The following is a 13,069-nucleotide window of genomic DNA, read 5'->3' on the forward strand; positions in this document are numbered from 1 at the left end:
TATTACGCGCGTAATTAAACGCCGTTTCCGACAGGTAATTCTCCATGACCAGCATGCCCTCCGTTGAAGCCGACCTTGCTGTCCCGGTGAACACCCCCAAGCCTCCCCTGCTCAAGCGCCTGCTCCTGCCAACGCTGGGTATGGCTGCGCTGGCACTGGCCGGCGTGTACGTCGCGCATTGGTGGACGACCGGCCGTTTCATCGAAGCAACCGACGACGCCTACATTGGCGGCGACGTGACGGTGATCGGGCCGAAAGTGGCGGGTTACATCGACGAAGTGCTGGTGACCGACAACCAGAAGGTCAAGGCTGGCGATGTGCTGATTCGTCTCGACGCCCGCGATTACCGCGCCAACCTGGCCAAGGCCGAAGGCGCAGTAGCGGCCGAGGAAGCCCTGCTCGCCAATCTCGACGCCACCGAACAATTGCAGCAAGCCGTCATCGGCCAGGCCCGCGCCGGCATCGACGCCGCCGGAGCCGAAACCGCCCGTTCGCGGGATGACGATGCGCGCTACAAAAAACTGGTCAGCACCAACGCCGTTTCCGTGGAAAGCGCGCAGCGGGCCAACGCCACCTTCAAGACCGCCCAGGCCCAAAGCACTCGCGCCCAGGCCGAACTGCTGGCGGCACAGCGGCAGTTGAACGTGATCGCCACCCAGAAACAGCAGGCCCGCGCCGCGCTGGTCCAGGCCAAGGCCGAACGTGACCTGGCGCAATTGAACGTTGGCTACACCGAACTGCGTGCACCGGTCGACGGCGTGATCGGCAATCGCCGGGCACGGCTCGGCGCTTACGCCCAGGCCGGTTCGCAACTGCTGTCGGTGGTCCCCTCCAGCGGCTTGTGGGTCGATGCCAACTTCAAGGAAGACCAACTGGCGCGCATGACGCCCGGCCAGCGGGTGGTGATTCACGCCGACGTGCTCTCGGGTCAGGAGTTTCACGGTCACCTGGACAGCCTCGCGCCGGCCAGTGGTGCGCAATTCAGCGTGCTCCCGCCAGAAAATGCCACCGGCAACTTCACCAAAATCGTGCAACGGGTGCCGGTGCGTATCCATCTTGATCCGGCTGACGGCGTACTCGGCCACCTGCGCCCCGGCCTGTCGGTGACCGCCGAAGTGGACACACGCAAGGAGCCTGAAGCGCCAGCCGTGGCCAGCGCGCCATGAGCCGCGCCCTCGCCGCCCCGGCGCAACCGTTCAATGCGGCGAACATGGCGACAGCGACCAAGGTCTTCGCCTTCGCCAGCATGTGCATCGGCATGTTCATTGCGCTGCTGGACATCCAGATCGTCTCGGCGTCGCTGCGTGACATTGGTGGCGGGCTTTCGGCCGGCACCGACGAAACCGCCTGGGTGCAAACCAGTTACCTGATCGCCGAAATCATCGTCATTCCGCTGTCGGGCTGGCTTTCCCGTGTGTTCTCGACGCGCTGGCTGTTTTGCGCCTCAGCCGTGGGCTTCACCCTGACCAGCCTGTTGTGCGGCGTGGCGTGGAACATCCAGAGCATGATCGCCTTCCGCGCCCTGCAAGGCTTTCTCGGCGGATCGATGATCCCCATGGTGTTCACCACGGCCTTCGTGTTCTTCAGCGGCAAGCAACGGGTCATCGCCGCCGCGACCATCGGCGCCGTGGCGTCTTTGGCGCCGACCCTGGGCCCGGTGATTGGTGGCTACATCACCGACATTTCGTCCTGGCACTGGCTGTTCTACATCAACCTGGTGCCGGGGATTTTTGTCGCCGTGGCGGTGCCGATCCTGGTGAAAATCGATCAGCCGGAACTCTCGCTGCTCAAGGGCGCCGACTATATAAGCATGGTGTTTCTCGCACTGTTTCTCGGCTGCCTGGAGTACACCCTCGAAGAAGGCCCGCGCTGGAACTGGTTCAGCGACAGCACGATTCTGACTACCGCCTGGATCAGCGGCCTGGCAGGCCTGGCGTTCATTGGCCGAACCTTGCACGTGGCCAACCCGATCGTCGATCTGCGCGCCTTGAAGGACCGCAATTTCGCCCTCGGCTGCTTCTTCTCGTTCGTCACCGGCATCGGCCTGTTTGCCACCATTTACCTGACGCCGCTGTTTCTCGGTCGGGTGCGTGGCTACGGCGCACTGGACATTGGTCTGGCGGTTTTCTCCACCGGCGTGTTCCAGATCATGGCAATTCCGTTGTATGCCTTTCTGGCCAACCGCGTCGATCTGCGCTGGATCATGATGACCGGCCTTGGGCTGTTCGCTTTGTCGATGTGGGATTTCAGCCCGATCACCCATGACTGGGGGGCCAGGGAATTGATGCTGCCGCAAGCCCTGCGCGGGATTGCCCAGCAACTGGCGGTGCCGCCCGCGGTGACCTTGACCCTGGGCGGGTTGGCACCGGCGCGACTGAAACATGCTTCGGGGTTGTTCAACCTGATGCGCAACCTGGGCGGCGCGATTGGCATCGCCGCCTGTGCGACCATCCTCAACGACCGCACCAACCTGCACTTCACAAGGTTGGCGGAAAACCTCAACAGCACCAACGAGGCCCTCAACCAGTGGCTGTCCCAGGTCGGAAACAACTTCGCCGCCCTGGGCCAGAGCGGCGATGTCGGGGTCACTGCCAGCCTGCATCAGCTCTGGCTGTTGACCTTCCGCGAAGCCCAGACGCAAACCTATGGCGACGCGTTTTTGATGATCGGGGTCTGCTTCGTCATCGCCACGGCGATGGTGCCCTTGATGCGCAAGGTGCAACCACCGGCCGCGCCGAGTGCCGATGCCCATTGAGGCGCATCGGCAATGACTTGAGGATCAGGCCTGAGGGGTTTTGCGAAAGCCTACCGCCAGGCGGTTCCAGCTGTTGATCGTGCTGATGGCCACCGTCAGGTCGACCATTTCCTTCGGTGTGAACTGGGCGCTGACCACTTCGTAGTCTTCATCCGGCGCATGGGTCAGGCTGAGCTGGGTCAGGGATTCGGTCCAGAGCAACGCAGCGCGTTCACGTTCGGTGAAGAACGGCGCCTCACGCCAGGCGGTCACGGCGAACAGACGACGCGGAGTCTCCCCGCCCTTGATCGCATCGGCGGTGTGCATGTCGATGCAGAAGGCGCAGCCATTGATTTGCGAAGCACGGAGCTTGACCAGTTCGATCAGGGGTTTCTCCAGCGGCAGCTTGGAGACCGCGGTTTCCAGGGCGATCATCGCTTTCAGAGCGTCAGGGCTGGCGGTGTAGAAATCAGTACGTGGTTGCATGGGATGCTCCAGGGCAAGTGGGTGTGTGGCTAAGTTAGTCCCCGGAGCGCTTTGCACAAATAGCCAATTTTCCAGAAGTCGAGGAGGCCACTCCACGGGCGAAAAACAGGTCAACTAACCCGCGCCCCCTGCCACGGCCCTTCATACCCGATTACGCAACCAGTGCAAAAACCCGGTCTTCGGCACCACCTGCGGCACCTCCTGAGTCAGGGTCTTGGCTTTGTGCAGGCGGAAATCCAGCAAGGTTTGCATCGCGTCGTTGATGTCGTGACGGGCATCCAGGCACGGTTTGAGGTACTCCTTTTCGATGCGGTAAAGCATGCAGGGAGTCTTCGCCGCAAAGGTGGCGGGCACCGAACTGTCGTCCAGAATGCCGGCCTCGCCAATCACCTCGCCAGGCCCCATGCGCCCGGACTCGAAAGGCGTGCCGTGGCGGTTCAGCGTTACCGTGACCACCCCGGATTCAATGATGAACAAATGATCGCTGACCTCCCCCGCCGCCAGAATGGTCTCCCCGGCGCGGAACGTTTGCAGGGTCATGTTCTGGCTGAAGGTTTCTTTCTCTTCCTGGCGCAAGGTCGAGAAAATCGGTGAACTGTCGAGCAGCGCCCGCGCCCGTGAAAGGTTGGTCGAGGCGATGGGTTCCACGCTCGACAGCAGGTTGACCCCGGACGCCTGCAAGTGCCGGTACGCCAGATCGTAGAGTTGATTGCGGACCTCGCGCTGTTCGTTCATCGAGGCGACAAACCCGCTGATTTCGTATTCCACGCCGGCGCTGGAGGAGCTTTTGAGCGCCACTTTCGGCGCCGGCTTGTTCAACAGCATGCGACAGCCCTGCATCGCCCGCTCAAGGGCATCGATCACCTTGTTCGGCCGGACGTGGGGGCTCACCTGCAAACTGATCGAAATGCCGAAAATATCGCTGGGCCGGCTGAAGTTGACGATCTTGGCCTTGGCCGCCAGCGAATTGGGAATCACCGCCATGCTGCCTTGTGAGGTTTGCAGGCGCGTCGCGCGCCAATCGATGTCGATGACCCGGCCTTCGGTGCCATCGATGGAGATCCAGTCATCCAGTTGATAGGGTTTGGTGGTGTTCAGGACGATCCCCGAAAACACGTCACTAAGGGTGCTCTGCAGGGCCAGGCCGACGATGATCGCCAACGCGCCGGACGTGGCCAGAACACCTTTGACCGGCAGATCGAGCACGTACGCCAGGGCGGCGATCACCGCGACGAGAAAAATCACCGCACCGAGCAGGTCTTGCAACAATCGCCCGGTATGCCCGACCCGTTGCATCATCGCCGCGCCAATCAACACCGTCAGGGTGCGCGCGCCGAACAGCCACCAACCGATCTGCAACCCCGTGGCCGCCAGGTGCAGCGGCACGTTGTCGGCCCAGGGCGCCGTCTCCATCGGGTTCAAGCCTTCGTTGAACAGCAACAGGCTGAACAGCGAGAAAATCACCACCCGCAACAGCAGCTTCCAGCCGTTGCGATTGGCCGTGACCAGGCGCCACAGCCCGAGATCGATCAGGATCAGCACCAGGGCGCACACCAGCGGGTGTTCGGTAAGCAAAGACAACATCAAGAAACTCCAGCCCGGAACAATGAACGGAAGATCGCATTGGCCACAGTGTAGGAGCAATTGATTTCGCTGGAACCTGACGTCCAGAAACCTGTGGCAGCGTGCGTGCCCGTTGCCACAGAGGATGGGAGCTGGCGGATTTACGCGCCGCTGCTCAGTGTGATGTCGCGGGTCTTCCCGTCAACCGTGCAGGCGGCCGAAGCGGCCGGACTGGAAGTCGGCGAACGCCTGGTGAATTTCTCGCTCGGTGTTCATCACGAACGGACCGTGCCCGACGATGGGCTCGTCAATCGGCTCGCCACTGAGTAACAGCACCACGGCCTCGTCGCTGGCTTCCAGGGTGAGCTGCTTGCCCTTGCGCTCGAACAGGGCCAACTGCCCTTCGCCGACCGATTCCAGACCGTTGACCTGAACCGTGCCACGCAAGACCACCAACGCCGTGTTACGACCTTCATGCAGGTCAAGCGTGAGCGCCTGGCCGCCATTGAGACGCAGGTCCCAGACGTCGATCGGCGTAAAGGTGCGCGCCGGCCCGGTGTGACCGTCGAACTCACCGGCAATCAAGCGCAGGCTGCCGGCGTTGTTCTTCAGGGCGATGTTTGGGATATCCGCGTCGAGGAGGGTCTGGTAACCGGGGTCGGCCATTTTGTCCCTGGCCGGCAGGTTGACCCACAACTGCACCATCTCCAGGGTGCCACCGCTTTTGGCAAAGCCTTCGGAATGAAACTCTTCGTGGAGAATGCCGGAAGCGGCGGTCATCCATTGCACATCGCCCGCGCCGATCTTGCCGCCACTGCCGGTGGAATCGCGGTGTTCCAGTTCGCCCTTGTAGACGATGGTCACGGTTTCGAAACCCCGGTGCGGGTGCTGACCCACGCCACGCCGCTCAGTGGTCGGGGTGAATTCAACGGGCCCGGCGTGATCCAGCAGCAGAAACGGGCTGATGTGTTTGGCCAGATTGTCGTAGGAAAACAGTGTACGAACCGGAAAACCGTCGCCGACCCAGTGGGTATTGGGACGAGCGTAGATACCGATGATGTTTTTCATGGTGTCTCCTGAAGAGGTGAGTGAAACCATGGACATAGCTTAAAAACATCGCCAATGATGCGCTAGGCGGTAAAAATCAGCTTGATCGTTCTACCAGTGGAACGATAACGACTCATCTGACTCACACGCCGCCAGATCAGCCCCCCCCGCGCTGCATCAGACTGTCCGATTCATGATTTGCGGTAAACATTGCTTTGCCATTGCAGCGGTTTTTCCCACGGATGCAGACACGGATACTCGCGGCCATTCCCACTGCAACCTCTGGAGTCATACATGTCCATCCCCGCATTCGGCCTGGGTACCTTTCGCTTGCAAGGCCAGGTGGTCATCGATTCGGTGCGCACCGGCCTCGAACTGGGCTACCGGGTCATCGATACCGCGCAAATCTACGAGAACGAAGCCGAGGTCGGCCAGGCCATCGCCGCCAGTGGCATTGCCCGGGAAGAACTGTTCATCACCAGCAAGATCTGGGTGGCCAACTTCGCCAGGGATCGCCTCATCGACAGCCTCAGGGAGAGCCTGCGCAAATTGCGGACCGACTACCTCGACCTGACGCTCATCCACTGGCCGTCGCCGGAAGATCAGGTGCCGGTGCAAGAATTCATGGGCGCCCTGCTCGAAGCCAAGCGTCTGGGCCTGACCCGGCAGATCGGTGTGTCGAACTTCACCGTCGACCTGATGCAACAAGCCATCGCTGCCATCGGCGCCGAGCACATCGCCACCAACCAGATCGAACTGCACCCCTATCTGCAAAACCGCACAGTGGTCGGGTTCGCGCAGAGCCAGGGCATCCAGATCACCTCGTACATGACCCTGGCCTACGGCGAGGTGCTCAAGGACCCGGCCATCCAGCAGATCGCCGGGCGCCTGCGGGCGACACCGGCACAGGTCACCCTGGCCTGGGCCATGCAAATGGGATACGCGGTGATTCCTTCGTCCACAAAACGCGCCAACCTTGAGAGCAACCTCAAGGCTTGCGGACTGACACTGAGCGAAGCCGACATGCAATTGATCGCCAGCCTGGATCGCGGCCATCGCCTGACCAGCCCGAAAGGCATCGCGCCCGACTGGGACTAAGGGTCAGCCCGGCTTAAGGCTGAGGTCCAGGCGCGTCATGGCTTGCTGCAACTGATCGACGGCAGCGTCGATCAGTGCGGCGTTGCCCTCGCGGCACGCACGCTCCAGCTGTTCGCAATATTCGACCAGCGTCATCGCCCGAACCATCAGCGCCCCGCCCTTGATGCGGTGCGCCAGATCCTGCAAGGCGGGGTGATTGCCACTGGCGTGTTCCTGCAGCAGAAGCTCGCGGTCATCGCGATTGGTCACCGCCAGATCGTGCAACAACTGGGTGATCAGCTCTCGATCCGCCCCCACATAACGCTCCAGGCCACTCAAATCAATCTCGGCGGCTGACGGTGCTTCGTCCTGCGCTTCGCTCAAAAACCTTGCGCCCAGCCAGCCGCTCAGATCCTCCAGCCGAATCGGCTTGAACAGGCAATCGTCCATGCCCGCCTCGATGCAGCGGATCTTTTCCTCGTGTTGCGCATTGGCGGTAAATCCCAGAATCACGGTCGGCGCCATGCCCTGTAAACGCTCGTCATCGCGAATCGCCCCCGCCAACTCATAACCACTGAGCACCGGCATGTTGCAGTCGGTGATGACCAGATCGAACTCGTGCTCGCGCCATTTTGCCAAGCCTTGCTGACCATCCTCCGCCTCCATTACCTGGTGCCCCAGCCAACTCAGCTGTCGCGTAAGCAACAGGCGATTGGCCGGGTAATCGTCGACCACCAGAATCGTCAGCGGTCGGGTGGGCAGCTGCGCAGCGCTCTGCGCCAGCTCGCTGGCGGGCAGCGGTTGCAGGGCCATCAGTTCAAGGTTGATGTCGACACGGGTGCCGCGCCCGAGCGCACTGTCGAGTTGCAGGCGGCCGCCCATCATTTCGCACAGGGTGCGGCTGATCACCAGCCCCAGCCCGGAACCCTGGCGGCCGGATTGCTGGCTGTTGCCGGCCTGCACGAAGGGGCTGAACAGGCGTTGCTGGTCGAAGGCACTGATGCCGATGCCGCTGTCCTGTATCTGTACGCTGACCGCCAGGCGCTGCGAGGACGTCGGATCCACCCGCAGTTTCAGGCTGACCTCGCCTTCAGCGGTGAACTTGATCGCATTACTCAACAGATTGGACAGTACTTGCTTGAAACGTACGGGATCGATCAACACATCGCAGTCGCTGTTTGCGTCGACTTCGACCCGCCATCGCAGGTTTTTCTGCCGCGCCAGACCTTCGAAGACCCGGCACACCGAGACCACCAGCGCCTGCAGGTTGGTCCGCTCCGGTGTCAGTGACAAATGCCCGGACTCGATACGGGCGATGTCCAGGATATCGCCAATCAAGGCCAGCAATTGCTGCCCGGCGTTCGACGCCACCTCAATGGCGCAACGGTCGGTGACACCTTCATCCGCCCGTTTCAGCGCCAGCTCGAGCATGCCGATCAAGGCGTTCATGGGCGTGCGGATTTCATGACTCATGGTCGCCAGAAACGTGGTCTTGGCCCGGTTGGCCTGTTCGGCGGCGTCCTTGGCTTCCTGCAATTGCCCCAGCAGCTGCTGGCGCTGGCGAATCTGCCGGCGCTGCCAGAGCATCCCGCCGAGCGCAATCAAGAGCAGGACGCCGGCCGCGGCGAACGCCTGGAAAATGCTCTGCCGATAGCGCAACCAATAGCTCTGCTCCACCATTTGGTCGTTTCGCCAGGGGAGTGTCAGTTCGTCGATTTCTTCGGGGGGAATACTCAGCAGCGCCTTGTCCAGGATCGAATGCAACTCGGTCGCCTCGCGGCTGGTCGCCAGGGTGCTGCGGGCAGGATCGGTTCCCACGGTGCTGGTCACTTGCAGACGGTCGCGGTATTGCCGGGAAATCTGGTAACGGGCGCTGATCAACGAGTTGATGCTGCCATCGGCCTTACCCTGGGCGACCATCTCCATGGCCTCTGCCGACAAGGGTGCATCGACAAAGCGGATCAACGGGAAATGCTCCCGAATGTAGTCGCTGGCGATGTTGCCCTGAGTCAGCGCCAGGGTTTTTCCGGCCATCTCGTCCAGTGTCTTGGGGCTGTAGGGCGATAGCCGCGTAACCAATACCGACGGACTGGTCAGGAAGGGCCGGGTAAACAGCAGCGCTTCTTCGCGCCGAGAACTGAGACCGATCCCGGCCAGCATGTCGACCTGGCGGCTCTGTATGCCCTGGATCATTTCGCTCACCGACTGCATGGCCTTGAGGTCGAATTGCAACCCGGTACGCAGACTGATTTTGGCCAGCACATCGACACCGATGCCGCGATACTTGCCCTCGCTGTCGATGAACGTGATCGGCGGCACATTCGCGTTGATCGCCACGCTGACCCGCGGGTGTTGTTCGAGCCAGCGTTGTTCGGCCACGCTCAATTGCAGTGACTGAGTACCCGGCATCGACACCCCGCCCGCGCCCCAGCGCCGCAAGATGTTCATCTGTTCATTGGCTGGGATCGCCGCCAGAGCCTGGTTGACGATGCGCCGCAATTGCCGGTTTTCGTGAGTCAGCGCAAAGGCAAAGCGCCCCGATTCCATGCGCGAAAAATCGGTCAGTTGCACGTTGTTCAGATAGTTTTTGCTGATCAGGTAATGGGCACTGATCGCGTCGCCCAGATAGACATCCGCCTGACCGAAGGCCACGGCTCCCACCGCCGCCAGCGTCGAGGGGAAGAGCTGAACCTTCGCCTCGGGATAGAACTGCTGCACGCTTTGTTCGGGCAAGTAGTGGTACAGCATTGCCAGTCGCTCGCCGGCCAGCGCCGGGGCCGGCACTTGAGTCGAATCGATGCGGGTCACCAGCACCGGTTGATCAACCGCATAGGCACTGGAGAGGCGTAACTGCGAATCCCGTGCTTCATAACTGTTGGCCGTGCCCAGCAGGTCAGCATCACCTTGCTTGAGCGCCCGGACCGCCTCGGCGCGGGACTCATAGCGCTGGACAACGATCTGCACCTGCAACAGCTTTTCGAGCAATCCGGCATAGTCCGCCGTTACCCCTTCCAGTGCATGGCCGGTGGTGGTGATGTCAAAGGGGGGATAATCCGGAGCAGAGACGCCCAGTACCAACCGGCCCTTTTGCTGCAACCAGCGTGAGTCGGCCGCTGACAGCGCGACGCTGTACCCTTCGACGTCGGAGCGCCCCAGCAACGTCAATGTCTGTGGCTGTGCACAGACACTCGATGCCCAGAGGCAAAGCCCAGGCAGCAGGAAGTTTTTCAGGAGACGCAGGGGGCGGAAGGCGTTCATTCAGATCAGATGATTGCGCCGGGCCAGGTCCCGCAGGTGCACCGACGACTCCACATTGAGCTTTTCCGTCAATCGGGATTTGTAGGTGCTGACGGTCTTGTGGCTCAGGTGCATGATTTCCGCGATGGCCTTGTTGGTCATGCCCCGGGACAGGTGCTGGAAGATCGTCAGTTCTCGGTCCGAGAGGTTGTCGATCATCTGTTTTTCACTGCGTTGCAAAGTGCTCAACGACACTGAACTGGAGGGTAACCGGGTGAAATAGGTGTATCCGGACATCACGGCGTGCACGGCTTTGTGCAAATGCTGCAGGTCGTTGGTCTTGGCCACATAGGCAGAGGCACCGGCGCGCATGCAGCGCTCCTGATAAAACATCGGCTCCTGGGAAGTGAACACCACGACCCGGCATGGCACCTCACCGGCCTTGATCCTGGCCAGCACATCGAGGCCGTCGAGCGCCGGTATGTTCAGGTCCAGCACCACCAGTTCCGGTGTGTGCTTACGAATCATCGGCAGGACTTCGTTTCCACTGGTCGCTTCGTGAATCCGCTTGAATCCTTCCTGCTTGAGTACGATTTTGAGGGCGCCGCGTATCACCGAATGATCGTCCACTATCAGCACTGACTTCATGGCTACTCCCTGTGCAAAAAAACACGACGATTGGGCACTGGCTGCCCATGGGCAAGGCCCGGATCGGACACAACGCTGCGCATAAACTGTGGCATGGAACGCCTTGACGGACTACCTGACAGAAATGACAGTCCCGACGAACGGCATGCCTGGATCAATGATAGTCATCAGGCGCTGGAGCGCCGCCAGATCCGGCAGCACGGCATGACTTACCTGGGTTTTCTGCTGCTCGCAGGCCGGAATGGGTGGCAGCTGCGCCTGCTGTCCATCGTAGATCAACACGCGATCCAGTTGCCGGTTATCGAGGCAGAAACCCAGCAGGTCGAGTTTGCCGCCCGCCAGTGCGGCATTGATGACCAGCAGGTCGAACGGCTCGCAACCGTATTCCACCAGGGTCAACAGTTCGTCGAGGTTTTGCACTGGCGCCACCCGGTAGTAACCGAGCTGGTTGAACCAACGCTCGATTCTCAGCCGGTTAAAATGTTGTTCATCGGCGATCAGAATGCGTAACGACTTGTTCGACAATGTGCGCCCCCCGGAAGCGAGTCAGATGAGTGAGGGCGCAAGGCTACGGAAGACCCAACGAGCTTTCTGTAGGACTTTTCCTAAATCCCATACCGCTCCAGCACATTCCATGTAGGAGCTGCCGCAGGCTGAGATCTTTTGCCGATAGAACACAAAATCAATGGATCACAGCACATTGGAGAGCCAACGCACCCTGCATGCCGCGCAGGACTTGAGGGGTGGGTGGCAGGTTTTGTCATGGTGAGGTCGCCGCCCTTGCAGGAACCGGCTTGCCCGGTGACGAGTAAGACGGTCTCTACAAAAACGCGTACACCTGCAGATCACGCCAAACCCGTAGAAGCCGGCTTGCCGGCGAAGACGTCATCGAAGATTGCGTTGGTCTTCGGACGCGCGCCTCAGAGCTTGCGCAGTTCCTGCGCAACGATGGCGACGGTCTCGGCGATTTGTTCCGGGGTGTGCAGGCACGACACGAAAAAGCGCACGCGCGCCGATTTCTCGGGCACTGCCGGATGCAGGATGGGCTGGGCGTTGATGCCACGACGGGACAATGCGCTGGACAATTGGGTGGCCTTGAGCGAACTGCCCGTGATGACCGGCACTACCGCCAGACCGGTGCTGGTGCCGGTGTCCAGTCCCGCGTCCCTGGCAAGCTCAAGGAATTGCCGGCCACGCGCCTGCAAGGTGGCGACGCGCTCGCCATCTTCCGGCAGGCAACGCAACGCCGCCAACGCTGCCGCCGCCACCGATGGCGGCATGCCGACACTGTAGAGAAAGCCCGGCGCCAGGAATTTGAGGTGTTCCACCAACGCCGACTCACCGGCAATGTATCCACCGCAGCTGGCCAGGCTTTTACTCAGGGTGCCCATCCAGATATCCACATCACCGCCGGCCAGGCCGAAATGCTCACGGATGCCTTTGCCGGTCTGCCCCATGACCCCCAGGGAATGCGCTTCATCCACCATCAGCAACACCTGGTGTTTGCTTCTGAGCTCGACGAAACGAGGCAAATCCGGGAAATCGCCGTCCATGCTGTAAATGCCTTCGAGCACCACCAGCACGCGTTCGAAATGTTGACGCTGATCGCTCAGCACCCGGTCGACCGCTTCCCAGTCATTGTGGGCAAAGCTCAAGCGCCGCGCACCGGACAACTGGATGCCCTGCAGCACGCTGTTATGAATCAGTTCGTCATGCAGGATCAGGTCCCGTGGGCCGAACAGGTAACCGATGGTGGTCACGTTGGTCGCATGGCCACTGACGAAGGTAATGGCATCGTCCACTTCATAGAGGCGAGCCAATGCCTGCTCCAGCTCGCGATGAATCGGACGGTCGCCCGACACTGGACGGCTGGCCGATACCGAGGTGCCGTACTGGTCAATGGCGGCCTTGGCAGCCTCGGCGACTACCGGGTGACCCGAGTACCCCAGGTAGTTGTAGCTCGCGAAATTCACATAGCGGCTGCCACCCATGACGATTTCAGCCCCCGCCAATCCTTCATGCAGCTTGAAGAACGGATTGGCCAGGCCAAAGCGCGCGGCGCCGTCGAGCATGATGCGTAGCTGCTGATAGCCGGGGAACTGGTCAAATCGGCAGAACTGCCCGAACGCCTCCTTCGGAGTGCCCTTGAAACCTTCCAGCGATGGGCTTGGTGCGCCATCGCCGGTTTTGCGCAGACGCCGTTCCAGGGCTTGTTGGATCAGCTTGTCCTTCATCGAAGTGGCAAGCCCGGGCGAGGTTTTATGGGTCATGGTCCGG

10 protein-coding genes are annotated in these 13,069 nt (G+C 61.2%); 3 read left to right on the forward strand and 7 right to left on the reverse strand.

Annotation, left to right across the window (positions count from 1 at the left end):
* Window positions 1-44 precede the first annotated feature (44 nt).
* Entirely contained in the window at window positions 45-1,166 is a 1,122-nt protein-coding gene (locus ACGJAX_RS27150) for an HlyD family secretion protein (protein ID WP_390956813.1), read from the forward strand.
* Window positions 1,163-2,755, forward strand: coding sequence for a DHA2 family efflux MFS transporter permease subunit (locus ACGJAX_RS27155; RefSeq protein WP_390956814.1), 1,593 nt, complete (start codon window positions 1,163-1,165; stop codon window positions 2,753-2,755). Before ACGJAX_RS27150 ends, ACGJAX_RS27155 begins: the two co-directional genes overlap by 4 nt.
* A 24-nt stretch (window positions 2,756-2,779) precedes the next feature.
* On the opposite strand, the gene ACGJAX_RS27160 is transcribed toward ACGJAX_RS27155, so the two are convergent.
* The 3 genes from ACGJAX_RS27160 to ACGJAX_RS27170 all read right to left on the reverse strand — a co-directional run bounded on the left by ACGJAX_RS27160 (window position 2,780) and on the right by ACGJAX_RS27170 (window position 5,851).
* Entirely contained in the window at window positions 2,780-3,220 is a 441-nt protein-coding gene (locus ACGJAX_RS27160) for a carboxymuconolactone decarboxylase family protein (RefSeq protein ID WP_090323889.1), read from the reverse strand.
* A 141-nt stretch (window positions 3,221-3,361) separates the two neighbouring features.
* Window positions 3,362-4,804 carry a mechanosensitive ion channel domain-containing protein gene (locus tag ACGJAX_RS27165; RefSeq protein ID WP_390956815.1) on the reverse strand — a complete coding sequence of 481 codons (1,443 nt, stop codon included), beginning with the start codon at window positions 4,802-4,804 and terminating at the stop codon, window positions 3,362-3,364.
* A 180-nt stretch (window positions 4,805-4,984) separates the two neighbouring features.
* Entirely contained in the window at window positions 4,985-5,851 is an 867-nt protein-coding gene (locus ACGJAX_RS27170; protein ID WP_090323892.1) for a pirin family protein, read from the reverse strand.
* Between the two features lie 273 nt (window positions 5,852-6,124).
* Here ACGJAX_RS27170 and dkgB point away from each other — a divergent pair, with 273 nt between their 5' ends.
* Window positions 6,125-6,928 (forward strand): 2,5-didehydrogluconate reductase DkgB, encoded by an 804-nt coding sequence (gene dkgB / locus ACGJAX_RS27175; protein ID WP_090323893.1) that lies wholly within the window; start codon window positions 6,125-6,127, stop codon window positions 6,926-6,928.
* Between the two features lie 3 nt (window positions 6,929-6,931).
* Here the strand turns inward: dkgB and ACGJAX_RS27180 are convergent, their stop codons facing one another.
* The 4 genes from ACGJAX_RS27180 to ACGJAX_RS27195 all read right to left on the reverse strand — a co-directional run bounded on the left by ACGJAX_RS27180 (window position 6,932) and on the right by ACGJAX_RS27195 (window position 13,062).
* Window positions 6,932-10,165: a transporter substrate-binding domain-containing protein gene (locus ACGJAX_RS27180; protein WP_390956816.1), complete on the reverse strand. Its 3,234-nt coding sequence runs from the start codon at window positions 10,163-10,165 to the stop codon at window positions 6,932-6,934.
* Window positions 10,166-10,792, reverse strand: coding sequence for a response regulator (locus ACGJAX_RS27185; RefSeq protein ID WP_390956817.1), 627 nt, complete (start codon window positions 10,790-10,792; stop codon window positions 10,166-10,168).
* Between the two features lie 111 nt (window positions 10,793-10,903).
* Window positions 10,904-11,317, reverse strand: a complete 414-nt coding sequence (locus tag ACGJAX_RS27190) for a response regulator (protein WP_390956818.1) — start codon at window positions 11,315-11,317, stop codon at window positions 10,904-10,906.
* A 395-nt stretch (window positions 11,318-11,712) separates the two neighbouring features.
* Window positions 11,713-13,062, reverse strand: a complete 1,350-nt coding sequence (locus ACGJAX_RS27195; protein ID WP_390956819.1) for an aminotransferase class I/II-fold pyridoxal phosphate-dependent enzyme — start codon at window positions 13,060-13,062, stop codon at window positions 11,713-11,715.
* Between the last annotated feature and the right edge of the window lie 7 nt (window positions 13,063-13,069).

Source organism: Pseudomonas moorei (genome assembly GCF_042846945.1).
Classification (GTDB): domain Bacteria; phylum Pseudomonadota; class Gammaproteobacteria; order Pseudomonadales; family Pseudomonadaceae; genus Aquipseudomonas; species Aquipseudomonas moorei.